We start from the raw sequence: 26,285 nt of genomic DNA, 5'->3' as shown, positions 1-26,285 counted from the left end.
TCGAGGCGGGTGCCGCCGATCGAGGCCGAGCGGATGTCGCCGTACCGGGGCCGGTCAGTGGGGTGTCGTGGCGGTCAGGGCTGCCCGTAGGTGGCCCTCGTTCTCCGTCAGCAGGCGGGTCGCGGTGTCCGCGTCCACGCCGGTCAGGATGGTGAGGATGGCGTGCTTGACCTGGCCGTTCGTGGCCGTGAGGGCCGTTTCGATCTCGGTGTCGGTCGCGCCTGTGGCGAGGGCGACGATGCGGTGGGAGCGGGCGCGAAGCTTGTCGTTGGTGGCGCGGACGTCGACCATGAGGTTCCCGTAGGTCTTGCCGAGACGGATCATGGTGATCGTCGAGAGCATGTTGAGGACCAGCTTCTGGGCCGTGCCGGCCTTGAGGCGGGTCGAGCCGGTGACCAGCTCGGGTCCGGCGACGATCTCGATGCCGTGGTCGGCCGCCGCGGCGAGCGCGCTGGCCGCGTTGCAGGACAGACCGATGGTGAGCGCGCCGACCGCGCGCGCGTGCTCCACCGCGCCCACCGCGTACGGGGTGCGGCCGGAGGCGGAGATGCCGACCACGGTGTCGTCGGGCGTGAGTTTGAGCGCGTCGAGGTCGGTCCGGGCCAGCTCCGCCGAGTCCTCCGCCCCCTCGATCGAGGTGATCATGGCATCCCGGCCACCCGCGATCAGGCCCACGACCTGCGTGGGCGCGGTGTTGAACGTCGGCGGGCACTCGGACGCGTCCAGGACACCCAGCCGCCCGGCCGTACCCGCCCCCGCGTAGACGAGCCGGCCGCCCCGGGCCATCCGCTCCGCGATCGCGTCGACGGCCGCCGCGATGAGCGGCAACTGCGCGGAGACCGCCGTCGGCACGGTCGCGTCCTCGGCGTTCATCAGCTTCGCGATGTCCAGCGTCGGCAGCTGATCGATGTCGGCCAGCTCCGGCCGGAACGCCTCGGTCGTCAGCGCCTCCAACTCGGCGCGCACGGCCATGTGGTTGGCGAGGGCGGAGGTGTCGGGAGTGCCGGGGGTACCAGGGGTGGAGGGCATGGGGGCTCATTCCGTACGGGGCCGTGCGGTGGTACGGCGGTGCTGCGGGTGGGTCGGAGGCCTGCGCAATGGCGGGGCGCTCGTCACCGGGTGCTACCGGGACGGACCGCCGGCCCGGTGCCGGTGCGCCAACGCCTCGTACGACGCCGACAGCGCGGGCGCCGCCGACTCGTACGTCCGCTGCGCCACCCCGACGAACAGGCAGTCCACCACCAGCAGCTGACTCGTCCGGGACGACATCGCCGCCGGTCGCAGCTCGCTCTCCCGGGCCGTGGACGTCGTCAGGACGTGGTCGGCGTACTGGGAGACCGGTCCGTCCGGCCTTCCGGTGATCGCGATCGTGGTGGCCCCGTGGTCGAAGGCGACCCGCAGCGGCTCGATGACGTCGCCCGTCGAGCCGGAGTGGGTGATCGCCACGGCCACGTCCTTCGCGCGGAGCTGCACCGCGTTGGTGACGGCGAGGTGCGGGTCGCTGTGGGCGTGGGCTATCAGCCCTATGCGGAGCAGCTTCTGCGTGAGGTCCTGCGCGACCAGCCCGGACGCCCCGACGCCGTAGATGTCTATACGGCGGGGCCCGGCCAGCGCTCCGACCGCCGCGCCGAGCTGGGCCATGTCGAGTCCGGCCGCCGTGTCCGCGAGGGTCTGCTGCTCGTCGTAGGCGAGCTTGGCGACCACGTCGGGGAGCGGGTCGTCCACCGCGATGTCGGCCGTGACCGAGGGGGCGCGGCCCGACTGCTGGTGGGCGGCGAGTCCGGCGAGGGCGAGGCGCAGGTCGCGGTAGCCGGGGTAACCGAGGAGGCGGGCGGTGCGCACCACCGTCGCCTCGCTGGTGCCGGTCAGCCCGGCGAGGCCGGTGACCGTGAGGGCGGCGCAGGCCGCCGGGTCGTTCGCGACGGCCTCCGCGACGCGCTGCATCGAGCGGGTCATGGACGGGGCCAGCGTCCGCACCTTCGCCGCGAGGGCGGCGGGGGCGGGTGGTGCGGACGACGTGGTCGCGGAGCCGCTCCGGCCTTCGGCCGGGCGGCCGGCGGCCGCTCCGGCCGTGGCTGCGAAAGTTTCCTTCACGTCATCACTCACACAATGAAAGATATTTTCTTCCCGGCCGTATGGTCAAGGGCCGCACAATGGGTGCATGAGCCCCAGCAGTGACCCCGTGAGCCCCCTTGAGCAGGCGCTGCACGCGGCCCGCGCCCTCGTACTCGCCGATCTGGCGGCCGGGAGGGTCGCCGAGGCCGATGTCGTGTCCATGGTCGAGGAATCGGTCGTCCAACGCCGCTGGTGGGTCGAGCAGTGGCCGGACGGAGTGCCGTACGTCGCCGGGCTCGTCGCCCAGGACGTCCAGGACGCCCTGCTCGAACGGTACGGCCGCTGGCCCCTCTGCCCGGTCTGCGACGACGGCGACCCGCACGCGCTCGACGTGGAACCGGAGCTGGGACCCGACCCGCGGTGGGTGTGCCACAAGGCGGGGGTGCGGGTCGCGGCGGTGGGGGCGTTGAGGACGGCGATCGGAGAAGCGGCGGGAGAGGAGCCCGGAGGGGTGTTCGGAGAGGGGCCCGGAGGGGCGTTCGGAGAAGGGCGTTCCTCGTGAGCATCTACATCGATCCGCCCACCTGGCCGGGGCACGGCCGCATGTGGTCCCACCTCGTGAGCGACGCCTCCTTCGACGAACTGCACGCCTTCGCGCAGCGGTTGGGCATCCCCGAGCGCGCCTTCGAACGCGACCACTACGACATCCCGTCCCACCGTTACGAGGAGGTCGTGCGGGCGGGAGCCGCGCAGGTCGGCTCGAAGGAGCTGCTGCGCAGGCTGACGGAGGCGGGCCTGCGCAGACCGAAGCGGCGGGGTGCCACGACGGCCTGAGCGGTCCGGGCCGTGCGGTCCGGGCCGTGCGGACCGGGCTGAGGTCCCGGCCGTGCGGTCCCGGCCTGTGCGGTTCCGGTCTGTGCGGTTCCGGTCCGCGCGCGTCGGACCCGGTGGACGTCAGATGCCGAGGCGGAGTTCGTACGCGAACTGCGTCCCGTGCTCGCCGTCGCCCCAGTCGTCGCTGACCTTCTGGAAGCCGGCCCGGGTGACGACGCCCTGGGACGCCGTGTTGGTCTTGTCGACGACCGCGAAGAGTGACCGTACGTCGCCCTGTTCCCGGGCACGTTCCTCCGCCCAGCCGGCCAGTCCGCGCAGTGCCTCGGTCATGTAGCCGCGCCCGCGCGCCCCCTCGACCAGGTCGTAGCCGACCTCGACACGGCCCTCCTCGTCCGGGGCGCCGTGGTAGCCGAGCGCGCCGACGGCCATCCCGTCCTCCTCGCGTACGAGCACGAACATGCCCCACTCCGGCCGGTGCACCCCCGCCTCGTACGCCTGGAACACCAGCCCCGCCCCGACCCGCGTCCCGTCGATGGGCCCGCCCACGATCCAGTCGAAGCCCCCCGTGCCGCCCTCGGCGAGATGGGCCGCGGCGGCCGGGTGGACGCCCTGGAGGACGATCCGTCCGGCGTCGATGTGCAGCGGATTGCGCCACTGCCACTCCGTGACGGGCGCGCGCCCCGGCAGCTCGCCCCGGCCGGTGGCCCACAGCAGCGTCGCCCAGGGGTCGTCACCGGGCCTGACGTGCGGGAAGAGGCGCGCGAGCACGGTCTCGCACAGCCCGACGGGCGGCAGGTGCGCGGACGCGGGCAGCCCGAGGCCCTCCGCGATGTCGTACGTGTGCAGCAGCACCTCGGCGACCCCCATCGCCGCGAAGCCCTCACGGTCGGCCGCGCGGAACGGATACGGGTGGTAGCCCCGCACCGAGCGGGGAGTGGCCGTGACGGTGGCGGACAGCAGCGCACCGGTCGTCCGGATCACCTCCAGTACGTCGGCGTTCCCCTCGCACTCGGACATGTCGATCTCGAACGGCACCCAGCGCGTCGTCGGCCGCCCCGCCAGCTGCCCCGCGTACTCGATCAGGTCCGAGGCGATGTGGTCGGCCGTCCCCCGGCAACTCCACTCCAGCCGACCGGCCTTGACGCCCTCCCAGTCCTGGTCGACCACCGTCTCCAGCACCGCCAGACAGTGTTCGACGGCTTCCTGTACCTGATCCCCGCCCATTGGTCGCATGGCGGCGAGGATAGGCGGGGTCAGACGTCCGTACGTACCGGATTTACGGCGCTCTCACCGCTCCCGGCCACCAGCCGGGAGGCCCGCGCACGCCGGTGCAGGCGCAGCGACACGGCCGTGGTGCCGATCGCGGCGGCGGTGATGGCGGCGCCCGCCCAGGCGGTGGAGGCGAAGCCGAAGCCCGCGTCGATGACCACACCGCCGACCCAGGGGCCGCCGGTGTTGCCGAGGTTGAACGCGGCGGTGGTGGTGGCGCCGGCCAGGGTCGGGGCGGCGCCCGCGACGTTGAACAGCCGGGCGTTGAGCGCCGGGGCGGTGTAGAAGCAGGACACCCCGAGGAGGAAGGACAGCAGCACGGCGGCGACGGCGTACTGGGCGAGCAGCGCCAGGGCGACGAGGAAGACGGTGGAGGCGGTGATCCCGCTGAGCAGCACCCCGAAGAGGTGCGCGTCCGCGACCCGGCCCCCGATCGCCGTGCCGATCAGCGCGCCGATCCCGAACAGCGCGAGAACCGTCGGCACCCATCCGGCGTCCAGCCCCGCCACGTCCGTGAGCAACGGCGCGAGATAGCTGAACGCGCAGAAGACACCGCCGGCGGCGAGCGCCACGACGGTGATGGTCAGCCAGACCTGCCGGTCGCGGTAGATCCGGACCTCCTGCCCGAGCCGGGGCAGCTGCTCGGGCCGGGGAATGGCCGGAACCAGTGTCACGACCCCGACGAGCGCGACCGCCGAGGCCACCGCCACCGCCCAGAACGCCGACCGCCACCCGAAGTGCTCCCCGAGGAACGCCCCCGCCGGCACTCCGAGCACGTTCGCGATCGACAAACCGCCGATCATGATGGCCAGGGCGCGCGCCCGCGCGTTCACCGGCACCATCGCCACCGCCACGGCCGCCCCGACCGCCCAGAACCCCGCGCAGGCGAGCGCGCTCACGACCCGGGAGGCGAAGAGGATGCCGTAGTTCGGGGCGAGGGCACCCGCGACCTGCCCGAACCCGAAGATCGTGATCAGCGCGACGAGAGTCGTACGCCGGGGCAGGCGCAGCGTCGCCACCGCCAGCAGCGGCGCCCCGACCACCATCCCGATCGCGAACGCCGAGATCAGCAGCCCTGCCCGCGGAATGGACACGTGCATGTCCTCGGCGAGGGGCGGCAGCAGCCCGGAGAGCATGAACTCACTGGTGCCGAGCGCGAAGACGGCGAGGCCGAGGACGTAGACGGAGAGGGGTATGCGGAAGCGGGCGGGGTGGTCCTGGGCGGTGGCGGGAGAAGACATGTACAGGGGTAACCGGCGGCCGGAGGACCGCATTCCCCCGCGGCTCGATCGATGCGCTCGGTCAGCCCGTCAGCCCGTCAGCCCGTCAGCAGCGCCAGCTCGGTGCGAAGGTTCTCCCGCGCCCGGCCCTCCCACTCCCGCTCCCCGTACGGCGTCCTGAACAGCCGGGGCAGGTCGAGGAGCTGGCGCAGCACCGCCGCGCGGCCCTCCCGGAACGCCTCGTCCGGCACGAACCCGTACTCCTCCCGCACGGCGGCGGCGTAGGCGGCGTACGCGTCCGGCGGCGACGCGAGGATCGCGAGATCCGCGTCGCACAGCACCTGCCCGTTGGCGTCGTCGTCGGCCGGATCATGGGTGATCGTCAGCCGCACCAGCCGGGCGACCTCCGCCACCTTCGCCGCCGGCACCCCCGCCTCGGTCAGCGCCCGCTCGGCGAGCCGGGCCGACCGCTCCTCGTTCTCCGACCGGTCCGGCAGGTACACGGCGTCGTGGAACCAGGTCGCCAGCCGCACGAGATCCGGGTCCGCCGCGTACTCCTCCAGCACCTCGACACGGTCCAGCACCGCCGTGAGGTGATCGAGGGTGTGGTACTTCCGCTGCGGCTCGGACCACCGCTCGATCAGGTTCTCCGCGTACGGCCCCGGCGCGGGTTCGCAGGCTCCGTCCCGGGCGGAGAGCAGCGCGGGGAGCCAGCGGTGGCGGAGGGCCACGCGGCGGGCCTCCGAGACGCCGGGTGTCTCGGGTGTCTGAGGTGTCTCAGGGGCGGACATGTACGCATTGTGCCGTGGCCGGGCCATCGAGCGGATCACCCTCTACTGAGGGCGGTCACCCTTCACGGGCCGCCGCCACGAAGTGCGACCAGGCGGCGGCCCCGAAGACGAGAACACCGCCGGCCGGGTTCTTGCTGTCGCGGACGGGGACGAGGCCGGGGAAGCCGTCGGCGACTTCCACGCACTCGTCGCCGGCGCCGTCGCTGTAGCTGCTTCTACGCCAGGTCGCGGTCCTCGGATCGGGTGCGGTCCGCATCCTTGTACTCCTTGGCCGCCTGCTCGATCAGAGCGAGGGACGCGTCAGGCGACAACGCCGCGGCCCCCAGCAAATCGTAGGTGAGCGCAGAGCGGGCGAATACAGATGGATCGTCCAACAAGCGTCCAGATTCGGACCCTTGGCAATACACCATCGGCGGAGCGTCGTCGAAGGTCATCAGCTTGAAGATGCCTGCGTTCCCGGCGTGCACACCCGCACTGATGGGCAGCACCTGCACGATGATCCGGTTGCCCCGGATCATGCCGGCGACATGGAGCAGTTGCCCGGCCATCACCGCTGCGCTGCCCGCCTGCCGCCGTACGATGACCTCGTCGAGGATCGCCCAGTACAGGGGCGGTGCCGGGCTGTCGAAGATGCGGGCTCGGGCCTTTCGGAACGAGATACGCTCCTCGACGACGTCCTCCGGGACAAGCGGGTCGTAGGCGCGGATCACGGCTCGGTTGTACGACGGGGTCTGGAGGAGTCCGGGCATGGAGGACGGTGCCCAGTCCTTGATCGTGCAGGCCACGCCTTCCAGCTCCACCACATCCGCGAAGTGGGCGCGGTAGGGCGACTGCCGTGCTGCCGCCAGGTTCCGCACGAAGAATCCGTCCGTCTGCAGAATCTCGTCCACGGACTTCGCGTACTCCAGCTGCATCCGTCGGACGCCCGCCTCCAGCTGGCCCACGAAAGAGCCGCTGACGAACATTGCCGCTCCCAGTTCCTCCTGGGACAGCCCCGCGCGTTCCCGCCGGTGACGGAGTTCAGCGCCGTACATCGCGCGGGTGGACTCGGAGGGGTTGAGTGTCTTCGGCTTCGGCATCGGCAACTCCCTCTCGCGCAGCCGCTCTTGTTGAACGGCGCCCCGATCAGGGTAGATGCGGAGGGTGGTCGTCCAGGTGCGAACCGTGACGGCCGCGTCCAACAGGTCCACCTGTTGTAAATTGGACTAGACCTGTCCGTCGTCCATGCGAAGCCGAAGCCCGAGGGAAGGGGCCCCATGACCACGCGCGCGCTTCTGGAGGTGATCGCCCTCGGCGCCGAGGACGCCGTCGCCGCCCAGACCGGAGGTGCCGACCGGCTGGAGCTGGTCGCGGACATGGAGGCCGACGGACTCACCCCGGCGGTCGCCACGTTCGTGGAGGTGCGGGCCGCCGTCGACATCCCGGTACGGGTCATGCTGAGGCTCGCCGGCGGGTTCGCGGCGGGGCGCGTGGACGCGTTGGTGCGGGTGGCGTGCGATCTGCGGGCGGCCGGCGCGGAGGAGTTCGTGCTCGGGTTCCTCGGGGAGGACGGCGGGCCCGACCTGGACGCGGTGGAGCGGGTGGTCGCCGAGCTGGACGGGCGGTCGTGGACGTTCCACCGGGCGATCGACCGCGCCGCCGACCGGGAGGCCCTGCGCAAGCAGCTCGCGGACCTGCCGGGGCTGGACACGTACCTCACGGCGGGCTCGGGGTCCGGGGTCGACGCCGGGCTCCCGGTGCTGCTGGCCGAGGCCGCGCGACGCGGTGACCCCGGCTACACCCAGCGCCTGCTGATCGGCGGGGGCCTGCGTCTCGACCACGTCCCCCGGCTGCGCGCCGCCCGCGTGGACGCCTTCCACATCGGAGGAGCGGCGCGCCCGGGAGGCTGGTCCGCGCCGGTCGACGCGGACGCGGTACGCGCATGGCGCCGGGCCCTGGACGCGGGCCACGTCGCCTAGCCCGGACACGGGCCCGCGCGCGGCCCGCCTCGCCCGCTCGCCCGCTCGCCCGCTCGGCTGTGCGGCTCACAGGGCACTTGACCGCGCGGGCTGCCACCCGCGCGGTCAAGTGGTCCGGTCGACGCCGCCTCCACGGCGACCCCGACCCCGCCCCCGCCGAAGCCGCCCGCAGGGCTACGCGTTCGGGTCGAACGTGATGCCCGACGGCATCGCCTTGGTGAGGTTGGAGGCGAAACTGCCGTCCTTGAGGCCGAAGTTGGCGCTGCCGAAGTCGTACGCGACGAGGGTGTCGCGGACGCCGGACGGGTAGCCGTTCCAGCCGACGAGCGGCGGGTACTGCCAGGTGCCCTTGTGGTTCTCCGGCGGCTCGTCGTTGGAGCCCGCGAGACGGAAGCAGTGCGTCCGGATGCCGTCCTTGTGGTAGACGATCTTCGCGTGGGTGCCGTCCCAGCGCACCGACGACGCGGCGTGCACGGTGAAGCCGCCGTGGTTGGAGGTCGAGACGTACTGGGCCGTGCCGTTCTGCACCCAGACGACGACGTGCTCCCAGTCGTGCCGGTGACCGCCGATGCTGCTGCCCGCGACCGCCTGGTCCTTCTCGAAGTAGAGGTCGTACATGATCGCGCACCAGCCGTTGTTGCACTTGTAGCGCGAGTAGCCGTTGGTGTTGTCCAGGTCGGAGGCGTCCCGGCAGTCGCCGCTGAGCGAACCGGTCGGCTTGAGACCGCCGTTGACCGTGCCCGTGGCGCCGATCGCGGGGGTCGCGTAGCAGCCGTCCGTGTCGTAGTCGTACGCCGGCTGCCACGTCTTCTCCAGCGCCTCGGCGTTGGCGGGCAGCGCGGCGGGCGGAGCGGCGTACGCGCTGCCCGCGACACCGACGACCAGTGCGACGGTGGCTGCGAGAGTGACTGCGGATCTGCGGAATCGACGCGAAGTGCGCGTGCGTGAACCTGTCTTCACTGCGACCTCCTGATGGACCGCGGCGCGGGGGAGACGGCCGGGAGCCGGGGTGCGGGGGTGCCACGTGCTGCGAAGTGGCATGCGCAGGTCAGGTTCGCCGTACTCGCGGGTAGTGCGCAAGAGGCGCGGGGTGTCTGAGTGATGAAGAATCAATTGAGGTGCTGATCCTGTGCGTTACCCCGGTGGCCACGCCGGGCGCACCGGACGCCGTCGCGCGCTCGCACATCACGGGTAGATATCCGCCACGTAGTTGTTGTGTGCGAAGTCGCCGCGCGCACCTGCTCGGAGATCGTTCCGCCTCCCGCCCGCGTGCATAGTGGTCTCCGCCCCAGCTAAGCGGGGGCATGACAAGTTTCACCACACGGGGACGGGCTTCCATGCCATTCATACGCCGCCGCGGCCTCACGGCCGCGGCCGCCGTGATCGCCGCGATCATGGTCACGACCACTGCCTGCAGCAAGACCGACGAGAGCGGGGCCGAGGCCGGCGGCTCGACGACCGCGCAAGCGGACGCGGGCGACGGCGTCGACACCGGTCAGGACGAGAGCGGCGGTGACACGACCGTCGGCGGCTTCAAGCTCCCCAAGGGCGTGCCCACCGACCTCAGCGGTGACGCGCTGCGGAAGTGGAAGGACGGTGGCTGGCAGGACTTCGGCGGCGACTGGGCCTCCAGGGCCGAGGACTTCGCCAACCCGTACATCGAGGACTTCTGGACGCCCGAGCGCATCGCCGAGGCCGAGGAGAACCTCCCGGACCTGCCGGCGGTCGCCGAGGCGGGCAACACCGCCACCGGGTCGAGCGGGACCACCCAGGTCTGGCTGCCCGACGGCAAGGTCAAGAAGCAGCGGGCGGCCAAGGTCAAGGCGACCTACCACAAGAACGCCGCCCCGGTCGGCAAGCTGTTCTTCACCACGCCCCAGGGGTCGAGCGTCTGCTCCGCCGCGGTCGTGAAGGACCCGGCCCACCCGGGCAGGTCCAACCTCGTGTGGACCGCCGGGCACTGCGTGCACGCGGGCAAGGGCGGCGGCTGGTACCGCAACATCGCCTTCGTCCCGTCCTTCAACAACTCGGGCAAGCTGAACATCGACCAGGCCTCCCGGGACTACCGCGCCACCAACGTCTCCCCCTACGGCCTCGCCTGGGCCGACTGGGCCACCACCTCCGGCCCCTGGATCAAGGGCGGCGCCGCGAGCAAGGGCACCGTGGCCGCCGCGTACGACTACGCCGTCCTGCACATGAAGCCGGAGAAGGGCGCCAAGTCCCTGGAGGAGCGCGTCGGTTCGGCCCTGCCGGTGTGGTTCAACGCCCCCGCCGCCAACAAGGTCAAGAACATGAAGGTCCGCGGCTACCCGGCCGAGGCCCCGTACGACGGCTCGAAGATGTACCACTGCCAGGGCGCCACCAAGCGCTTCGTCCTCGGCTACAGCTACCCGAGCGACTACCCGGCCCAGTACATGGTCGGCTGCACCATGAACGGCGGCGCCTCCGGCGGCCCCTGGTTCACGACCTACAAGGGCCGCACCTACCTGGTCTCCAACAACTCCCTGAGCGACCGCGCCACGTTCATCACCGGCCCGCGCCTGGGGAAGAACGCCAAGCAGGTCTACCTGGCGACCAGCAACAAGTTCAAGTAGGCCACCCGCACACCACGGCCCCCGGCGACCTCGGTCGCCGGGGGCCGTCGCGCGTACCCGGACGGGTCGGCGCTAGCCGAGCTGTGGCGGCAGCGGGGCCGCGTGCGTCACGATCAGACCCGACACCGCTCGCGTGAGCGCCACGTACAGACGGCGCAGGCCCGTGCGTTCGTCCGGTTCGCCGTCGACGACCGCCCGGGGCTCGTCCAGGACGACGTAGTCGTACTCCAGGCCCTTGGCGAGCGAGGCCGGGACGAGGGTGAGGCGGGTCTCGTACGTCGTCTCCTCGCCCGGTGCCAGATAGCCGATCCCGGCCGCCGTGAGCGCCTCCGCGAGCGCGGGGATCCGGGCGTCGGCGGCGATGAGCCCGGTCGAGCCCTCGTTGCGCAGCAGCTCCTCGCAGGCGGCGACGACCTGGGAGTCGTCCGCGCTCGGCCGTACGTCGAAGAAGCCCGGGTTCTCACGGACCGACGCGACCGGCGTCAGACCGGGCGCGATGTGGGGCAGGAGCCGGGAGGCGTACGTGATCACGTCGGTCGGCACCCGGAAACCGGCCGTCAGCTCCTCCACATGGGCCTCCGCCTTGCCGAGGTGGGTCAGGGCCTCCTCCCAGCTCCGCGTCGCCCAGGGCGTCGTGCCCTGCGCGAGGTCGCCGAGGACGGTCGCGGAGCCGGTGGTGCAGCGGCGCCCGACCGCCCGGTACTGCATGGGGGAGAGGTCCTGCGCCTCGTCGAGCACGACATGCCCGAGCGAGTGCGTGCGCTGCACCAGGTCGGTGGTCTCGTCGATGAGCACGGCGTCGGCGGCGGACCAGCGGGCCGCCTTCACGCTCCGCGCCGGCTTCGCCCACAGGATCGTCTTCTGCTCGTCGCCCGTGAGGATCCCGTCCGCGTGCGCGGCGAGGAAGTCGGGATCGGAGAGGAGGCGCAGGACGAGCCTGGCGGGATCGACGGGCGGCCACACCGCCTTGACCGCCGCCTTCACGGCGGTGTTGCGGGCCACCGCGTCCTGCACCCGGTCGTCCGGCGCCTCCCCGGACCGCTCCATCTGCACCAGCACGGCATGCGCGATCCGCTGCGGCAGGGCCTCGCGGGCGGCCCCGTAGCGGATGTCCCGCTCCAGCAACTCCCGCACGATGTCCGCCAGTTCGTACGCCGGTACGCGCCAGCGACGCGAACCCCGGACGACCACGACGGGCTCGGTGGGCGGGGTGACGTGCGAGCGGACGGCCCGGCGGAGCACCTCGGCCATGCGGGCGTCGCCCTTGACGACGGCGGCCGGTGCCTCGTCCGCGCCCCGCACCTCGACGTGGGAGACGAGGTCGTCGACGGTCGCCTGCTTGACCTCCAGCTCGCCCAGCGCGGGGAGGACCTGCTCGATGTAGTGGAGGAAGGACCGGTTCGGCCCGATGACGAGAGTGCCGGTGCGGGCCAGGCGCTCGCGGTGGGCGTAGAGGAGGTAGGCGACGCGGTGCAGGCCGACGGCGGTCTTTCCGGTGCCGGGGCCGCCCTGGACGCAGAGGGAGCCGGCGAGGTCGGACCGGACGATCTCGTCCTGCTCCGGCTGGATCGTCGCCACGATGTCCCGCATCGGGCCGACGCGCGGCCGCTCGATCTCCCGCTGCAGAAGCTTGCTGGTGGTGGCCGCCTCGGCGGGGTCGGAGAGGTGCTCGTCCTCGTACGCGGTGAGGTCGCCGCCGGTGTAACCGAAGCGGCGCCGCAGTGCGACGTCCAGCGGGTCGGTCCTGGAGGCCCGGTAGAACGGCTGGGAGACGGGGGCGCGCCAGTCGATGACCATCGGGTCGCCGTCCGCGTCGTGCACATGGCGGCGGCCGATGTAGAACCGTTCCCCGTCCGCTCCCTCGGCGCGGTCGGCGCCGGGGGAGTGCAGATAGTCGAGGCGGCCGAAGAAGAGCGGGGTGTGGCTCAGGTCGGCGAGCGACTTGATCCGTTCCTCGATCTGGCGGGCCAGCACCTCCGCGTTCACCCAGTTCGCGGTGACGTCCTTGATGTCCAGCGCCTCCACGTCCTCCCGCATGGCGCGCAGGGCCGAACGGGAGGCGGAGAGGTGCGAACGCTCTCGGGAGAGCGGGTCGGCGGGATCGGCGGCGGGATCGGCGGCGGGATCGGCGGTGGAGTCGGCGGTGGAGTGCGCGGACAAGGGGGTGCCTCCGGGTGGCCTACGGGACCTAGGGGTGTGCCTGGGAGTGCCGCCTGACGGTGGCGTTCTGCCAGGGGCGGTGGCCGACCGGTTTCCGTCCGGGCGACGGCGCTCCACGGAAGGGAGGCGGGCAAGAGCGGAGAGTGTAGGTGAGGGGAGGGGGCGGAGGCCAACGAAAATTCCGCGCCGTACCCCTAGGGGGTGCGTACGTCGCCGGTATGAGAGGGCTGGGGGACCTGAGGGTGAGCCGGGGCCTGAGCGGGTTCACTCCCCAGACCGACGCCATTCAGAGGCGGACGTTCCACCATGGAGTCATGAGTGCAGCGACGTTCATCCCCGCATCGGCCTCCGGCCGACCCGGTCCGCCGCCCGGCGCCACCGGCCTCGACGACCACCACCGTCACCGCCTCGCCGACGCCCTCCGCGCCGTCAAGGTCTTCGCGAGCGCCGCCTTCGGCGTGATCGTGCTCGGTGAGTACGCGGAGGAAGCGGGCATACGCCGCCGGTGAGGCCCGGCCTCACCCCGCGTGCCCCCGCTCCCCGCGCGGAGTCCCGCGCCACGCGCGGGGCGGTCACCCCTGCGCCCGCCCGTCCGACGACCCGGCTCCCGCTGCCCGCACTCAAGGCGGCCTCGGTCCTCGGCGGCAGGGCGCGGCACGGCTGACCGTCCCGCCCGTGCCGCCCGTCCTGCCGGGCCGGCCCGGCCTCAGCCCTCCGTCAGCAGCTCGTCCGCGTCCATGATCCGGTAGGCGTACCCCTGTTCGGCGAGGAAGCGCTGGCGGTGGGCGGCGAAGTCCTGGTCGATGGTGTCGCGGGCCACGACCGAGTAGAAGTGGGCCTTGTGGCCGTCGGCCTTGGGGCGCAGGACGCGGCCGAGGCGCTGGGCCTCCTCCTGGCGGGAGCCGAAGGTGCCGGAGACCTGGATGGCGACCGTGGCCTCCGGGAGGTCGATGGAGAAGTTCGCGACCTTCGACACCACCAGGACGTTGATCTCGCCCCGCCGGAAGGCGTCGAAGAGCTTCTCGCGCTGCGCGTTGCTGGTCTCGCCCTTGATCACCGGCGCGTCCAGGTGGGCGCCCAGTTCGTCGAGCTGGTCGATGTACTGGCCGATGACGAGGATCTGCTGCCCCGCGAAGCGGCGGACGATCGCCTCGGCCACCTTCCGCTTGGTCGCGGTGGTGGAGCAGAAGCGGTACTTCTCCTCCTGCTCGGCGGTCGCGTAGGCGAGTCGCTCGGAGTCGGTCAGGTTCACCCGGACCTCGACGCAGTCGGCGGGCGCGATGTAGCCCTGCGCCTCGATCTCCTTCCAGGGGGCGTCGAACCGCTTGGGCCCGATGAGCGAGAACACGTCCGACTCCCGCCCGTCCTCACGGACGAGGGTCGCCGTCAGCCCCAGCCGCCGGCGCGCCTGCAGATCGGCGGTGAACTTGAAGACCGGAGCCGGAAGGAGATGCACCTCGTCGTAGACGATGAGCCCCCAGTCACGGGAGTCGAACAGCTCCAGGTGCGGGTAGACGCCCTTCCGGCGGGTCGTCAGCACCTGGTAGGTGGCGATGGTGACCGGCCGGATCTCCTTGCGCGTCCCGCTGTACTCGCCGATCTCCTCCTCGGTCAGCGACGTCCGCTTCACCAGCTCGTGCTTCCACTGACGAGCGGAGACGGTGTTCGTGACGAGGATGAGGGTGGTCGCCTTGGCCTGGGCCATGGACCCGGCCCCGACCAGCGTCTTTCCGGCGCCGCAGGGCAGCACGACGACTCCGCTGCCGCCGTGCCAGAAGTTCTCCACCGCCTGCTTCTGGTACGGGCGCAGCGCCCAGCCGTCCTCGGCGAGTTCGATCGGGTGGGCCTCGCCGTCCACGTAGCCGGCGAGGTCCTCGGCGGGCCAGCCCAGCTTCAGCAGCGTCTGCTTGATCTGCCCGCGCTCGGAGGGGTGCACGGCGACGGTGTCCGGGTCGATCCGGGCGCCGACGAGCGGAGTGATCCTCTTGGACCGCAGGATCTCCTCCAGCACCGGCCGGTCCGTGGTGGTCAGGACGAGGCCGTGCACCGGGTGCTTGGAGAGGGTGAGGCGGCCGTAGCGGTCCATCGTCTCGGCGACGTCCACGAGGAGCGCGTGCGGTACCGGGTAGCGGCTGTACTGCACCAGCGCGTCGACGACCTGCTCGGCGTCGTGCCCGGCGGCGCGCGCGTTCCACAGGCCGAGCGGGGTCACCCGGTAGGTGTGGATGTGCTCGGGCGCCCGTTCCAGCTCGGCGAACGGCGCGATGACCCGACGGCACTCGTCCGCCTGCTCGTGGTCGACCTCCAGGAGCAGCGTCTTGTCGGACTGGACGATGAGGGGACCATTCACGCGCGGCACCTTTCGATTCGGCCAAACGTCCAGTGTGCCTGATCAACAAGGCTTTCCGTGGCGCCCGCCCCTCCGGATCCCGGTCTTATTACATGTCTATTCATTCCGATGAGTGGCAGGAATTCAGATTTGCGGCAAAAGTTCCGAAGAATGCGGACCGTGCAGCCAACCACCCCGGCAGACCCGGTCACCCCGCCCGTCTCTCCGCAGGGCACCACGCTCGGCTACGCCCTCTTCGCCACCCGCTGGCTCCAGGCACCGCTGTACTTCGGTCTCGTCGCGGCCCAGGGGGTGTACGTCTACAAGTTCTTCAACGAGCTGTGGACGTTAATCGTCAGGTGCGTGAGCGGCAACGCCTCCGAGACGTACGTGATGCTCGCCGTGCTCAAGCTGGTCGACGTCGTCATGATCGCCAATCTGCTGATCATGACGATCGTCGGCGGCTACGAGACCTTCGTCTCCCGCATCGGCCTCCAGGGCCACCGCGACCAGCCGGAATGGCTCTCGCACGTCAACTCCAACGTGCTGAAGGTCAAGCTCGCCACCGCCATCGTGGGCATCTCCTCCGTCCATCTGCTCCAGATGTTCGTCGACGTCCACCACACCTCGCACCACGCGCTGCTGTGGGGCACGGTGATCCACATGGCCTTCATCGCCTCGGCGGTGCTCCTGGCGTACATGTCGGGACCGATGCTGCGCGAGGACAAGGGACACGGCTCCCACCACGGCACGCCCACCACCGCCCCGAAACAGCCGCCGGGCCCGCCCGTGCCGGTGGAGCCCACGGAACACCGGAGCCCCGGGGAGCCGTCGCAGCCGACGGAACCGGCCCGGCACAGGGGCTCCGTCGCCCCCGCTCCCCCCAACAGCCCGCTGCCGATCCCGGCCCAGGCCACCTCGTACGAGAACTACCTGACCCACGGCGGCCGGGGGTCCGCACACGAGCACGGGACCCGGTTCACGCGCGGCGGGGCCCGGATCGTGCCGTACGAGGCCCGGCGCATGCCGCCCCCGGCCGAGACCGGGGTCGAGGGGCGGGTGCGGGCGGCCGGCTTCCCGGCGCGCAAGCTGCTGGAGGACTTCGACACGAGCCACCCGCGCTCCTTCGACCGGCGGGTGCTGACCCGGCTCGGGACGCTGGACTTCATGGCCGCCGGGCGGAACGTGGTGTTCGTCGGCGCCCCCGGCACCGGCAAGACGCATCTGGCGATCGGGCTCGGCGTACGGGCCTGCCAGGCCGGGCACCGGGTGCTGTTCGCGACCGCCACCCAGTGGGCCGCCCGCCTTGCCGGGGCGCGCGCCGAGGGCAGGCTCGCGGAGGAACTGTCCGCGCTCGACGCCTGCCCCCTGCTGGTCGTCGACGAGGTCGGCTACCTCCCCTTCGACACGGACACCGCCAGGCTGGTCTTCCAGCTGATCGCGCACCGCTACGAGCGGGCCTCGCTGGTCGTGACCAGCGACCGGCCGCTCGGCCGCTGGGAGGAGATCTTCGACGGGGCCGCCCCCGCGATGGTCGACCGCCTCGCGCACCACGCCGAGATCGTCCGCCTCGAAGGGGACAGCTACCGGGCCGGCCGCGCCTCTACTTCAGCAGGCTGACGTTCTGGATCAAGGGCCCCTCCACGCCGACGCCCTCACCCACCAGCGTGCCGAGTTCGGGCAGGGGCAGGGGCGGGTTGGCCGCGGCCGGGGAGGCGAGCACACCCACCAGGGCGACGGCGGCGACGGCGAAGACGAGCGTGAGCAGGGGGCGCATGCGTACGGGTGGGCCTTTCGAGCGCGGGGGAGTCCATCTCGATCGGACACAGGGTGGCTGCCCCGTCGCCCACCCCACGATGCGCCCGCCCCCGCCCGACCGCTCATCGGAGGGAAATCACCCGATGTCCTGCATGAACTCCGGCGTACGCCCATACGGGTGAGGGACGGGAAGCGACTTGATCAACACGGCCGGGACCGGGGGCGGCCGACGCTCAGGTCGCCTCGTCGGCCAGTTCCGCGACACCCGTGATCCGGTGGAGCGGGAACGTCCGTACCTCGTCCGCCGTGTGGTCGTACGCCGTCACGAAACCGCCCTCGACCCGGACCGGGGCGATGACGCGCTGACTGGCGGAGCCCTCGGCGTTGACGTAGCCGATCCACAGGGCCTCGCCCGTGAGGACGGCCGCCTGCATCGTCGCCAGGGTCTCGGCGGAACCCGTGCGGGGCAGGGCGCCGGCCGGGGCCGGGTCCCCGGTCGTCCGCCGGGGCGCGGTGGAGGCGAGGTCACCGGCGCGGATGGCCCGGATCGCGGCGCCCAGCAGCGTGTCGTCCGGGGCCGGGGGCCCCTCCGGGACCGGCTCCGGGGCCGTGCGGGGCGGGGTGCGGTGGGCATGCGCCCGGGTGATCAGCACATCGCCCTCCGCCGACTCGGCGGCCGGCGCGTACCCCATCGCCCGCAGCCCGTCGAGCAGCGTCGCGGGATCCGTCTGGGCCGCGAGCACGGTCGGCGCCAGCCGCCGCAGCCCGAGCCCCTGCGACCGCTTGTCGGCGAGGATCTCGCTGAGCATCGCGTCGTCGTCGCACCGCACGTACGCCGACGCCGCGCCGATCCGCAGATGCCCATGGCGCCGGGCCACGTCGTCGATCAAATACGCGAGCGGCTGCGGAACCGGCGTACGGGAGTGGGCGGTCAGGAAGTCATGCAGGTCGGAGGCGCTTCGGCCCGCGTCCAGCGCCCGGCGCACCGACCCCGGCGTGAACCGGTACACCGTCGCGCCACCCTTCGACTCCACGTCCGCCAGGACGCCCAGCGCGTCCGCCAGCGGCCGCTTCAGCGGGCCCGGCGCGACGGCCGTCAGGTCCGCCTGCAGCAGCACGTGGTCGAGCGGTTCGGGCAGCAGCGGCGCGAGCAGCCGTGCGGCTCGGGAGGCGGCCGCGGCCCGCTCGGCGACCGGGTCGGGGGACGGCGCCGGAGCATGCGGCACAGGGACGTGATGGGCGGGGAGCTTGTCGCCGGGGGTCTCCGGCAGATCGGTGCCTGCCGCGGCCTCGTGCGGGAAGCCGAGGAGGGCGCGGCCGTGCGAGGACAGCGCGCCGCGCCCGGTGACCCCGAGCGACTCGGCCTCCGACAGGGTCCAGCGGGCGATCCGGGCCCGCAGATCCTCCCCCTGAGGGGCTTGCGAGGACTGCGGCTGCCGGCCGCCGCGGGTGGGGCGTTCCCAGTGCAGACGGGCCAGTACGGAGTCGGGGGTGGCCGAGGTGCCCTCGGGCAGCCCGGCCAGCAGCGCGAGGACCCGGTGGCGCACCTCCGGCGCGGCCGAACGGTCCAGACCCGGGCCCAGCGCCGACAACGTACGGTCCTTGGCGTCCCGTTCGCCGATCACCCCGGCCGTACGGGTCGCCGACAGCCAGGCCGTGGCCAGCCGCGCCCAGCGCTCGGCGGCGGGCAGCTCCAGCCACTCGTCGTACGCGGGGGTCGCGGCGTACCGTTCGTCGGCCTCGCCGTCGGACGCCAACAGCCCGGCGGCATAGGCGAGTTCGACCCAGAACGCCGCGACCTGCTCGGACAGGTCCAGGGCCACGGCGGTCCGCTTCAGATCCCGCACACTGAGCCCGCCCGCGCGCAGGACGCCCGGCCCGCCCTCGTCCCAGTCCTTCAGCAACTCCTCCACGGTCGCCAGCGCGGTGTACGCCTGACCGGCCGCCGTCGCGTCCACCACCTGGGGACGGTGCGCGGCCGACGCCTCCACGGGCGGCGGCACCGGCCGCACCTCACGGTGCGCCCGGCCCGCCCGCAGATGCAGGGCGACCTCGCGCGGCAGGACGACCGTGCCGGGCGCGGTCGGCAGCAGCAGCCCCCGGTCCAGCAGCCAGCGCAAGTGCGCCGCCGGGCTGGCCGTGACCTGCCCGTACGGCGGCCCCCACAACAGGCGGGTCAGGACGTCGAGGGACTCGGGGGGCGCGGCGGCGAGGAGCGCGGCCATGCGGCGACGGTCGGAGAAGAGGCCGCTGAGGGCGGTGACGGCCGACACCGAGTCATGGGTGCTCGGCAGGCCCGCCTCCGCCACGATCTCCTGCACCCGCCCCGGCGACATACCCGCCGTGGCCTCCGCGACGGTCGGGCCGAGACCGGTGGGGGAGGGGTGCTGCGGGGAGGGGGCGAGCAGCTCACGGGCCGTGCGGACGAGCCGCAGACGGTCCTCGGGGCCCCACACCAGGGCCTGGTCGCGCAGGGTGCCGAGCGCGTGGGGCAGTGCGGCGGTGACGGCGGGGTCGGCCTCGTCACCGGCCAGCAGGCCCGCGAGCTCGCCGTACGACGCCGGGTCGGACGCCACGGCCAGGGCCTGCGCCGTCTGCAGGGCGAACCGGTCCAGGCGCTCCAGGGCCCGGACGACCGAGGCGCGGGTCCCCGCCCGGGTCGCCAGCTGGGTCAGGTCGGTCGGCACGGGCGTGATGAGATCCGGCCGCGCCCGGAGCAGCACGGCGAGCGAACGGTCGTCCCGCCCGCGCAGCGCCTCCGCCAGCGAACGGGGGGCCCCACCGGCAGGCGCCGCCTCCGTGGGGGTGTGCTCCTCGGTGCTCATCCGGCCAACGTTAGCGCCTGGGCTCCGCCGGGCCGGGGCGCCTCATGGGTCGGGGCGCGGGTGCGTCGGCGGGTGGGGTCCGGTGCGGGGCCGGTGGGGGGTGCGGTCGCGTGGTTCCTGGCGGCTTCCGCGTGGTCGGAAGCGATACCGTCGGGAGGAAGTACGCGCGCCAACCCCGGAGGGGCTTCGTGGGGATTGAGAGCGACCAGGTCGTCTACGAGTATCTGAGCCGGGTCGGTGATCTGGCTCAGCAGCGGCAGTTGCCGTCGGCGACGCGGATGCGTCTGGTGGCGGGGCTGCGCGACGAGATCGACCGGCGGCGGGCGAAGGCGCCGGTGGACAGCCCGGCCGCCGTGCGGCGCATCATCGCCCGCCTCGGTACGCCCGGTGAGGTCGTCGAGGCGGCCGGCGTGCCCGGTGACGTACCGGAGCCCCGGGCCGCGGCGGTGCCCGTGCAGCGGGTGACCGGTGCGGCCGGGGACGGTGCGGCCGGGGACGGTGCGGCCGGGGCCGGGGAGCCGGCCAAGGGGCTGCGGCGGGTCGTACCGCGACCGCGTCCCGCCGACGCCGTGCCGCCTTCGGTGGGCGGCGGTGCGCCGCCGCATCTCGCCCCGCTGCACGAGCTGGGCGACGGGGATGTGCAGCCCGACTGGTGGCGGGTCGGTGGGGGCGGGGGGCCCGGGGGCGCCGATATCGGGTTCGGGCTCGGGGACTCCGTGCCCGGGTTCGTCGGGGGGGTGGAGATTCCCGAGCTGCTGAAGGCGCCGCCGCCGCCGGTGGACGTGGAGGAGACGGCGGGGAAGACCGCTACGGCTGAGGGTGCCGCTGCCGCGCCGGCCGCGGCCCCCGCACAGGAGGGTGGGGCGCGGCGGCGACGGTTGCCGTTGCCTCGGCTGCGGGCCTCGGGGGGCGGGGGGTGGAGCAATCCGCTGCTGTTGCTGGCCGCCGCGCTGCTGGTCGCGGGGGCGGTCATGGGGAGTCTGGTGCCGCTGGGGCTCGGGTGGCTGATCGCCTATCTGTCGCGGAAGTTGACGCCTTCCGAGTCGAAGTGGGCGGTCATGGGGATTCCGGGGGTGGTGGCCGCGGGCGGGGTCGTCTGGCTGTGGGGGCGTACGGACGGGCGTTGGGGTGAGCCGATCGCCAAGGGCCACATGGACGCGGCGCTCGCCGACGCGTGGCCCTGGATGCTGCGGATCGCGGCGGTGTCCTCCGCGCTGTACTTGCTCTGGCGCTCCCAACGCGCCCGGTGACCAGGGCGCGGGACAGCTCGGGCGGGCGGGTTCGTCGGCGGGTGCGGCCGGCCCCACCGGACCCGCACCCGTCCCTCCCCCGACCCCGCGCGACCCCCGCCCCACAATGGGCGGTATGACTTCTCGCGCACTCACCGTCGGGTTCGATCTCGACATGACGTTGATCGACTCGCGGCCGGGGATCCACGCCTGCTACGAGGCGCTGGCGGCGCGGACGGGGACGTACATAGACGCCGACCTGGCGATCACCCGCCTCGGTCCTCCGCTCGCGGACGAGCTGGCGTGCTGGTTCCCGGCGGCGGAGATCCCGGCGATGGCGGACCTCTACCGCGAGATGTACCCGGCGATCGCGATCGCCGCGACCCCCGCGATGCCGGGCGCGCCGGAGGCCATCGCGGCGGTCCGCGCGGCCGGTGGGCGGGCGATCGTGGTCACCGCCAAGTACGAGCCCAACGCCAAGCGGCACCTGGAGCACCTCGGCATCGAGCCCGACGTGGTCGTGGGCGACCTGTGGGCCGAGGGCAAGGCGTCGGCGCTGCGCGAGCACGGCGCGAGCGTCTACGTCGGCGACCACACCGGCGACGTACGCGGCGCCCGCACGGCACAGGCGTACGCGGTCGCGGTCGCCACCGGACCCTGCGACGAGCGGGAGCTGCGCGAGGCCGGCGCCGATGTCGTCCTCCCGGACCTGACCGCGTTCCCCGCGTGGCTCACGACCCACCACCGGTCCTGAGGCGTCGGGGAAGCGTCAGGGACGTACCTCGCGCGCCCTCCTGCGCCCCGCCGCGACGGACCGCAGGACTCCCGCGCCCGCGATGAGGAAGCCGACGCCCATGAGCATGCTCAGGACGAACATGTAGGTCGGGAAAGGACTCGTCCCGAGGAACAGCGGCGCCACGGTGACGAGAGTGGCCACGGCGCCGACGAAGAACACGATGGCACCGGCACGGATCAGCCGGTCACCGGGTTCGGCGGAATTCGGTTGGGTTTTGTCACGCACCCGACCAGGGTAGTTCCCAGCGCGAGGGAACAGTCGGCCGACGTCTTGTCACCCGCCCCCGGACCAATAGGCTGGGGACCGGCGGGTCCGACGACCCGCTGCAGTGCTGTCCAGAGCAGTTCGCGCCCACCGAGAACACCTTCAGAGCACTTTCCATACGCAGTTTCCGACGAGTACGAGGACGAGGACAGACGTGCCTACCGGCAAGGTCAAATGGTTCAATAGCGAGAAGGGCTTCGGCTTTCTCTCCCGTGACGACGGCGGTGACGTCTTCGTCCACTCCTCCGTACTGCCCGCCGGTGTCGACACCCTGAAGCCGGGCCAGAAGGTCGAGTTCGGGGTCGTCGCCGGTCAGCGCGGCGACCAGGCCCTCTCCGTGACGATCCTGGAGCCGGCCCCGTCGGTCGCCGCCGCCCAGCGCAAGAAGCCCGACGAGCTGGCCTCGATCGTGCAGGATCTGACCACGCTGCTGGAGAACATCACGCCCATGCTGGAGCGGGGCCGTTATCCCGATCGCGCCGCGGGCGGGAAGATCGCGGGTCTTCTCCGCGCCGTGGCCGACCAGTTGGACGTGTAGACCGACAACTTCCGAGGTGACTCAAGGGAATTCGAGCGCGTCCGGGCCGAGGGGCGGTACCAGTCCCTCGGCCGCCGCACGGGTGAGCAGCCCCCTGACCGCCGCGTAGCCGTCCTCGCCGAGGTCGGCCGTGAACTCGTTGACGTACAGGCCGATGTGCTGGTCGGCGACGGCCGGGTCCATCTCCTGGGCGTGTTCGAGGACGTAGGGGCGGGAGGCCTCGGGGTCGTCCCAGGCCGCGCGGACGGAGGCGCGGACCGTCTCCGCGAGCCCGGTCAGGGCCTCGGCGCCCAGCGAGCGCTTCGCGATGATCGCGCCCAGCGGGATCGGCAGCCCCGTCGTGTCCTCCCAGTGCTCGCCCATGTCGGCCAGCTTGTGGAGGCCGTAATTCCGGTACGTGAAGCGGGCCTCGTGGATGACGAGTCCGGCGTCGACCTTGCCGTCCCGCACCGCGGGCATGATCTCGTGGAACGGCAGCACCACGATCTCGCCGACCCCGCCGGGCAGGGTGTCCGCCGCCCAGAGGCGGAAGAGGAGATACGCCGTCGACCGCTCGCTCGGCACGGCCACCGTACGGCCGGTGAGGTCCGTGCCCGGCTCGCGCGTCAGCACCAACGGGCCACAGCCCCGCCCGAGCGCACCGCCGCAGGGCAGCAGCGCGTACTCGTCGAGGACGTACGGCAGCACGGCGTACGACACCTTCAGTACGTCGAGTTCACCGCGCTCGGCCATGCCGTTGGTGATGTCGATGTCGGCGAACGTCACGTCGAGCGCGGGCGCGCCGGGGATCCGGCCGTGCGCCCAGGCGTCGAAGACGAAGGTGTCGTTGGGGCAGGGCGAGTACGCCATCCGCACTCCGCCGGTCCCGGGGGGAGTGGTCGCGCGGTTCATGGGCGTCGCCTCAGTGCTCATGGGGCTCATCGGGTTCATGGGGCTGGTGGGGCTCATGTGACTCGTAGGGCTCATGGGGGTCCCAACTCTCCAGTACGGGCGTCAGCTTCCCGTAGGCCTCGGTGAGTGCGCTCAGCGCGTCGCCGATGCGCCAGGCGGCGCGGTCGCGCGGGCCCACGGGATTGGAGACGGCGCGCAGTTCGAGGACGGGCGTGGCGTGCGCGGCGGCGGCCTCGGCGACCCCGAAGCCCTCCATCGCCTCGGCCAGCGCGCGGGGGTGCCTGGCCCGCAGGGCGGACGCGCGCGCCGCGCTGCCGGTGACCGTGGAGACGGTGAGCACGGTGCCCGCGCGGGCACCGGTGGCGGTCGCGGCGGCGCGGACGAGGCCGCGCGGCGGCCGGTGGGTGACGGTGCCGAAGCCGAGGTCGGTGACCGGGGCGAAGCCGTCCGGGGTCTCGGCGCCCAGATCGGCCGCGGTGATCTCGTCGGCGAGGACGAGCGAGCCGAGGGGGGCCTCGGGCGGGAAGCCGCCCGCGATACCGGCGGACACGACCAGCCCGTACGGCCTGCCCGTGAGGACCGCCGCGGTCAGCGCGGCGGCGGTGGAGGCGGCGGCGAGGGCGGGGCCCACACCGGCGGCGAGGAGGTCGTGCTCGTGCGGGGACGTACGGAAGCGGTGGAGGGTCCCCGCCGGGAGGCGCACCTCGGTGGCGGGGCCCGGGAGCGCTCGTGCCACCGCGTCCCGTTCGGCGGGGACGGCGGTGGCTACGAGGATGCGCATGGGCGGCGGCAGGGGATCAGGCGTCCGGGTTCTTCAGCTTGAAGTTCCACACGCCCTTGATCGCCGAGCCCGAGGCGTTCTGCTCGACGATGCTGATCGTGAGCGACTTCTGGGCGGGCTGACCGGGCTGGGTGGCGAAGAGGCCCGGGTTCTCGAACGACCAGTACGTCTTGTCGAACGTGTCGCTGGTGGCCTGCTCCCCGTTGATCCACAGGGCCCAGCCGGTCTTCGCCACCTCCGGGTCGACGCCGATGCGCAGGGCCTTGCCCTCCGGCAGTTCGATCGACTTGGAGGGCTTCTCCTTCGCGCACTCCTTGGCCTGAGCGGCGTCGAGGGTCCGGTAGCACTCGGCCTCGGCGCTGATCGATTCGGTGCCGATCGTGACGGTGGCCATCGGCGTCGGCTCATCGCAGGCCGACAGGACGAGAAGTCCGGCGGAAACGGCGCCGAGAGTGGCTGCGGCGCGACGGGAACGCGGGAAGGTCATGGGCGAAGGCTATCTGGCCCGTCCAGGGGTGCCCCTACGTGGGGTACGGCGTGCCGGGCCGGTCGGGGATTCGGTCAGGCCACGCGGGCGCGGGGGGCGCCGCCGTGGCGGGCCGAGGAGAGCAGGCCCCGGACCGTGGTGAGCCAGCCCGCGGCGACGATGGCGGCGGCCACGGCCATCCCGAGGGTGCCGTTGAGGGGGAGGGCGATACCGATGGCGCCGCCGACCACCCAGGCCATCTGCAGCAGGGTCTCGGAGCGGGCGAAGGCGGAGGTCCGGACGAGTTCGGGGACGTCGCGCTGGATCAGGGCGTCCAGGCACAGCTTCGACAGGGCCTGCGAGAACCCGGCGACGGCGGCGAGGCAGGCGATGAAGAACGCGCTGAAGAACAGGGCCGCGGTGATCGCCACGCCGAGTTCGACGGCGACGACGGTCACGATGATCAGTTCCGGCGACCGTTGCTTCGCCCACGCCCCCACGGCCGTGCCCAGCGCGTTGCCGAGGCCGGCGGCCACGGCCACCATGCCCAGGGAGACGGCGGCGCTCTGCCCGTGGAGGGGGTGGATGCGCAGCAGGAAGGCCAGGAAGAAGATCAGGAAGCCGGAGAGGCCGCGCAGCGCGGCGTTGGCGGCGAGGGCGTGGGTGACCGCCGGGCCGACCGTCCGCAGGCCGGGCCGTTTCAGCGTCCCGCTGCGGTGCGGGCCGTGCAGATGCTCGGGGTCGGCCGCGAGCAGGGCCCTGTCCTCGCCCTTCGCGGAGTCGACCTTCGCGGGGAGGGTGAAGGAGAGGAACGTCCCCGCGACGAAGATCACGAAGGCTCCGTAGAGCGGCCAGCGCGGGCCGAGTGCCTGGAGTCCGGCGCCGATGGGCGCGGCGACGCCGGTGGCGAGCAGACCGCAGAGGGTGACCCGGGAGTTGGCCTTCACCAGGGAGAACCGGGGTGGGAGGAGGCGGGGTACGACGGCGCTGCGGACCACTCCGTACGCCTTCGACGCGACCAGGACGCCGAGGGCGGCGGGGTAGAGCTGGAGGCTGCCGGTCTCGACGGCGCCGACGAGGAGCAGGGCGAGGAGGGCGCGGGCCAGCATCGCGCCGGCCATCGCGGCGCGGCGGCCGTGCGGGAGGCGGTCGAGCAGGGGGCCGACGACGGGGGCGAGGAGGGCGAAGGGGGCGAGGGTGATGGCGAGGTAGAGGGCGACTCGGCCGCGGGCCTCGTCGGTGGGGACGGAGAAGAACACCGTGGAGGCGAGGGAGACGGTGATCATCACGTCGCCCGCGCCGTTCACTCCGTGCAGTTCGATGAGTTTGCCGAGGCCGGATTCGCCGGCGCCGTGGGCGTGGGTGGCTTTGCGGATGCCTCGGGCGGGGCCGGTGAACGGCAGGTGCAGGGCGCGGCCGACCGAGCGGACGACGCCGGTCACCCGACCCGATCCGCGCGCTCCGCTCTGCTCGGCGCCGGTCACCTCGTCATAGTGCCCCGAGAAGGGGGACCGTAGTGCGTTTACC

At 72.7% G+C, this 26,285-nt stretch carries 26 protein-coding genes; 9 read left to right on the top strand and 17 right to left on the bottom strand.

All coding sequences use genetic code 11. The annotated features are described in order from the left end of the window. Window positions 1-54 precede the first annotated feature (54 nt). Window positions 55-972 (bottom strand): N-acetylmuramic acid 6-phosphate etherase, encoded by a 918-nt coding sequence (gene murQ / locus STRBO_RS0137460; protein WP_028797076.1) that lies wholly within the window; start codon window positions 970-972, stop codon window positions 55-57. 150 nt (window positions 973-1,122) lie between these two features. Beyond that, window positions 1,123-2,106, bottom strand: a complete 984-nt coding sequence (locus STRBO_RS0137455) for a MurR/RpiR family transcriptional regulator (protein ID WP_028797075.1) — start codon at window positions 2,104-2,106, stop codon at window positions 1,123-1,125. Window positions 2,107-2,161: 55 nt separating this feature from the next. Here STRBO_RS0137455 and STRBO_RS0137450 point away from each other — a divergent pair, with 55 nt between their 5' ends. After that, window positions 2,162-2,617 (top strand): hypothetical protein, encoded by a 456-nt coding sequence (locus STRBO_RS0137450; protein ID WP_005486308.1) that lies wholly within the window; start codon window positions 2,162-2,164, stop codon window positions 2,615-2,617. Next, window positions 2,614-2,889: a DUF4031 domain-containing protein gene (locus STRBO_RS0137445; protein ID WP_005486306.1), complete on the top strand. Its 276-nt coding sequence runs from the start codon at window positions 2,614-2,616 to the stop codon at window positions 2,887-2,889. The genes STRBO_RS0137450 and STRBO_RS0137445 overlap by 4 nt, the downstream gene beginning before the upstream one ends. A 120-nt stretch (window positions 2,890-3,009) precedes the next feature. Here STRBO_RS0137445 and STRBO_RS0137440 read toward each other — a convergent pair whose 3' ends face one another. The 5 genes from STRBO_RS0137440 to STRBO_RS0137420 all read right to left on the bottom strand — a co-directional run bounded on the left by STRBO_RS0137440 (window position 3,010) and on the right by STRBO_RS0137420 (window position 7,359). Next, window positions 3,010-4,113 carry a GNAT family N-acetyltransferase gene (locus STRBO_RS0137440; protein WP_005486305.1) on the bottom strand — a complete coding sequence of 368 codons (1,104 nt, stop codon included), beginning with the start codon at window positions 4,111-4,113 and terminating at the stop codon, window positions 3,010-3,012. A 29-nt stretch (window positions 4,114-4,142) separates the two neighbouring features. Beyond that, window positions 4,143-5,399, bottom strand: coding sequence for a Cmx/CmrA family chloramphenicol efflux MFS transporter (locus STRBO_RS0137435; RefSeq protein ID WP_005486303.1), 1,257 nt, complete (start codon window positions 5,397-5,399; stop codon window positions 4,143-4,145). Window positions 5,400-5,476: 77 nt separating this feature from the next. Continuing rightward, a complete protein-coding gene (locus STRBO_RS0137430) occupies window positions 5,477-6,169 on the bottom strand; it encodes an HD domain-containing protein (RefSeq protein WP_005486301.1) in 693 nt (230 codons plus the stop codon). Window positions 6,170-6,224: 55 nt separating this feature from the next. Continuing rightward, window positions 6,225-6,425: a DUF397 domain-containing protein gene (locus tag STRBO_RS0137425; protein WP_020115702.1), complete on the bottom strand. Its 201-nt coding sequence runs from the start codon at window positions 6,423-6,425 to the stop codon at window positions 6,225-6,227. Beyond that, window positions 6,385-7,359: a helix-turn-helix domain-containing protein gene (locus tag STRBO_RS0137420; protein ID WP_005486297.1), complete on the bottom strand. Its 975-nt coding sequence runs from the start codon at window positions 7,357-7,359 to the stop codon at window positions 6,385-6,387. Before STRBO_RS0137420 ends, STRBO_RS0137425 begins: the two co-directional genes overlap by 41 nt. A gap of 66 nt (window positions 7,360-7,425) precedes the next feature. Between STRBO_RS0137420 and STRBO_RS0137415 the strand changes: the two genes are divergently transcribed. Beyond that, entirely contained in the window at window positions 7,426-8,127 is a 702-nt protein-coding gene (locus STRBO_RS0137415; RefSeq protein ID WP_005486295.1) for a copper homeostasis protein CutC, read from the top strand. Window positions 8,128-8,301: 174 nt separating this feature from the next. Here the strand turns inward: STRBO_RS0137415 and STRBO_RS0137410 are convergent, their stop codons facing one another. Beyond that, window positions 8,302-9,087 carry an NPP1 family protein gene (locus STRBO_RS0137410; protein WP_005486293.1) on the bottom strand — a complete coding sequence of 262 codons (786 nt, stop codon included), beginning with the start codon at window positions 9,085-9,087 and terminating at the stop codon, window positions 8,302-8,304. 377 nt (window positions 9,088-9,464) lie between these two features. Between STRBO_RS0137410 and STRBO_RS0137405 the strand changes: the two genes are divergently transcribed. After that, window positions 9,465-10,721: a trypsin-like serine peptidase gene (locus tag STRBO_RS0137405; RefSeq protein WP_020115701.1), complete on the top strand. Its 1,257-nt coding sequence runs from the start codon at window positions 9,465-9,467 to the stop codon at window positions 10,719-10,721. Between the two features lie 72 nt (window positions 10,722-10,793). Here the strand turns inward: STRBO_RS0137405 and STRBO_RS0137400 are convergent, their stop codons facing one another. Next, the gene (locus STRBO_RS0137400; protein WP_005486285.1) at window positions 10,794-12,881 is read right to left on the bottom strand and encodes a HelD family protein; all 2,088 of its coding nucleotides are present in this window, start codon (window positions 12,879-12,881) and stop codon (window positions 10,794-10,796) included. Between the two features lie 314 nt (window positions 12,882-13,195). Between STRBO_RS0137400 and STRBO_RS0137395 the strand changes: the two genes are divergently transcribed. Then, entirely contained in the window at window positions 13,196-13,390 is a 195-nt protein-coding gene (locus STRBO_RS0137395) for a hypothetical protein (protein WP_005486283.1), read from the top strand. A 197-nt stretch (window positions 13,391-13,587) separates the two neighbouring features. On the opposite strand, the gene STRBO_RS0137390 is transcribed toward STRBO_RS0137395, so the two are convergent. Then, on the bottom strand, window positions 13,588-15,231 hold the full coding sequence (locus STRBO_RS0137390; protein WP_005486282.1) for a DNA repair helicase XPB: 1,644 nt from the start codon (window positions 15,229-15,231) through the stop codon (window positions 13,588-13,590). A 150-nt stretch (window positions 15,232-15,381) separates the two neighbouring features. Between STRBO_RS0137390 and istB the strand changes: the two genes are divergently transcribed. After that, on the top strand, window positions 15,382-16,830 hold the full coding sequence (gene istB / locus STRBO_RS0137385) for an IS21-like element helper ATPase IstB (RefSeq protein WP_005486281.1): 1,449 nt from the start codon (window positions 15,382-15,384) through the stop codon (window positions 16,828-16,830). On the opposite strand, the gene STRBO_RS44020 is transcribed toward istB, so the two are convergent. After that, entirely contained in the window at window positions 16,814-16,987 is a 174-nt protein-coding gene (locus STRBO_RS44020) for a hypothetical protein (protein ID WP_005486280.1), read from the bottom strand. The genes istB and STRBO_RS44020 overlap by 17 nt on opposite strands. 214 nt (window positions 16,988-17,201) lie before the next feature. Continuing rightward, window positions 17,202-19,793 carry a helicase C-terminal domain-containing protein gene (locus tag STRBO_RS0137375; RefSeq protein ID WP_005486274.1) on the bottom strand — a complete coding sequence of 864 codons (2,592 nt, stop codon included), beginning with the start codon at window positions 19,791-19,793 and terminating at the stop codon, window positions 17,202-17,204. A gap of 188 nt (window positions 19,794-19,981) precedes the next feature. On the opposite strand from STRBO_RS0137375, the gene STRBO_RS0137370 reads away from it, so the two are divergent. Both STRBO_RS0137370 and STRBO_RS0137365 read left to right on the top strand, forming a co-directional pair. Further along, window positions 19,982-21,043, top strand: coding sequence for a hypothetical protein (locus STRBO_RS0137370; protein ID WP_005486269.1), 1,062 nt, complete (start codon window positions 19,982-19,984; stop codon window positions 21,041-21,043). A gap of 115 nt (window positions 21,044-21,158) precedes the next feature. Next, a complete protein-coding gene (locus STRBO_RS0137365) occupies window positions 21,159-21,776 on the top strand; it encodes an HAD family hydrolase (RefSeq protein ID WP_106438262.1) in 618 nt (205 codons plus the stop codon). Between the two features lie 15 nt (window positions 21,777-21,791). On the opposite strand, the gene STRBO_RS0137360 is transcribed toward STRBO_RS0137365, so the two are convergent. Further along, window positions 21,792-22,043, bottom strand: a complete 252-nt coding sequence (locus tag STRBO_RS0137360; RefSeq protein WP_005486267.1) for a hypothetical protein — start codon at window positions 22,041-22,043, stop codon at window positions 21,792-21,794. Between the two features lie 193 nt (window positions 22,044-22,236). Here STRBO_RS0137360 and STRBO_RS45580 point away from each other — a divergent pair, with 193 nt between their 5' ends. Next, a complete protein-coding gene (locus tag STRBO_RS45580; protein ID WP_005486266.1) occupies window positions 22,237-22,620 on the top strand; it encodes a cold-shock protein in 384 nt (127 codons plus the stop codon). A gap of 21 nt (window positions 22,621-22,641) precedes the next feature. Here STRBO_RS45580 and STRBO_RS0137350 read toward each other — a convergent pair whose 3' ends face one another. From STRBO_RS0137350 to STRBO_RS0137335, 4 genes are all read right to left on the bottom strand, one after another. Then, window positions 22,642-23,532, bottom strand: a complete 891-nt coding sequence (locus STRBO_RS0137350; protein ID WP_237547695.1) for a 1,4-dihydroxy-6-naphtoate synthase — start codon at window positions 23,530-23,532, stop codon at window positions 22,642-22,644. Beyond that, window positions 23,522-24,292, bottom strand: coding sequence for a futalosine hydrolase (locus STRBO_RS0137345; RefSeq protein WP_005486264.1), 771 nt, complete (start codon window positions 24,290-24,292; stop codon window positions 23,522-23,524). Before STRBO_RS0137345 ends, STRBO_RS0137350 begins: the two co-directional genes overlap by 11 nt. Window positions 24,293-24,308: 16 nt before the next feature. After that, on the bottom strand, window positions 24,309-24,779 hold the full coding sequence (locus STRBO_RS0137340) for a hypothetical protein (protein WP_005486263.1): 471 nt from the start codon (window positions 24,777-24,779) through the stop codon (window positions 24,309-24,311). A 74-nt stretch (window positions 24,780-24,853) separates the two neighbouring features. Beyond that, window positions 24,854-26,200 carry an MFS transporter gene (locus tag STRBO_RS0137335; protein WP_020115699.1) on the bottom strand — a complete coding sequence of 449 codons (1,347 nt, stop codon included), beginning with the start codon at window positions 26,198-26,200 and terminating at the stop codon, window positions 24,854-24,856. Window positions 26,201-26,285 lie beyond the last annotated feature (85 nt).

The organism is Streptomyces bottropensis ATCC 25435 (genome assembly GCF_000383595.1).
Lineage (GTDB): Bacteria > Actinomycetota > Actinomycetes > Streptomycetales > Streptomycetaceae > Streptomyces > Streptomyces bottropensis.
Note: the sequence above shows the minus strand (reverse complement) of the source record. Positions and strands in the feature narration are given on the sequence as shown.

Coding starts and splice junctions, on each gene's coding strand:
- STRBO_RS0137430 (WP_005486301.1), bottom strand. CDS start 6,169: ATGTCCGCCCCTGAGACACCTCAGACACCCGAGACACCCGGCGTCTCG.
- STRBO_RS0137340 (WP_005486263.1), bottom strand. CDS start 24,779: ATGACCTTCCCGCGTTCCCGTCGCGCCGCAGCCACTCTCGGCGCCGTT.
- murQ (WP_028797076.1), bottom strand. CDS start 972: ATGGCCGTGCGCGCCGAGTTGGAGGCGCTGACGACCGAGGCGTTCCGG.
- STRBO_RS0137345 (WP_005486264.1), bottom strand. CDS start 24,292: ATGCGCATCCTCGTAGCCACCGCCGTCCCCGCCGAACGGGACGCGGTG.
- STRBO_RS0137405 (WP_020115701.1), top strand. CDS start 9,465: ATGCCATTCATACGCCGCCGCGGCCTCACGGCCGCGGCCGCCGTGATC.
- STRBO_RS0137415 (WP_005486295.1), top strand. CDS start 7,426: ATGACCACGCGCGCGCTTCTGGAGGTGATCGCCCTCGGCGCCGAGGAC.
- STRBO_RS0137440 (WP_005486305.1), bottom strand. CDS start 4,113: ATGGGCGGGGATCAGGTACAGGAAGCCGTCGAACACTGTCTGGCGGTG.
- STRBO_RS0137425 (WP_020115702.1), bottom strand. CDS start 6,425: ATGCGGACCGCACCCGATCCGAGGACCGCGACCTGGCGTAGAAGCAGC.
- STRBO_RS0137365 (WP_106438262.1), top strand. CDS start 21,159: ATGACTTCTCGCGCACTCACCGTCGGGTTCGATCTCGACATGACGTTG.
- STRBO_RS44020 (WP_005486280.1), bottom strand. CDS start 16,987: ATGCGCCCCCTGCTCACGCTCGTCTTCGCCGTCGCCGCCGTCGCCCTG.
- STRBO_RS0137450 (WP_005486308.1), top strand. CDS start 2,162: ATGAGCCCCAGCAGTGACCCCGTGAGCCCCCTTGAGCAGGCGCTGCAC.
- STRBO_RS0137435 (WP_005486303.1), bottom strand. CDS start 5,399: ATGTCTTCTCCCGCCACCGCCCAGGACCACCCCGCCCGCTTCCGCATA.
- istB (WP_005486281.1), top strand. CDS start 15,382: ATGCGGACCGTGCAGCCAACCACCCCGGCAGACCCGGTCACCCCGCCC.
- STRBO_RS0137395 (WP_005486283.1), top strand. CDS start 13,196: ATGAGTGCAGCGACGTTCATCCCCGCATCGGCCTCCGGCCGACCCGGT.
- STRBO_RS0137350 (WP_237547695.1), bottom strand. CDS start 23,532: ATGAGCACTGAGGCGACGCCCATGAACCGCGCGACCACTCCCCCCGGG.
- STRBO_RS0137375 (WP_005486274.1), bottom strand. CDS start 19,793: ATGAGCACCGAGGAGCACACCCCCACGGAGGCGGCGCCTGCCGGTGGG.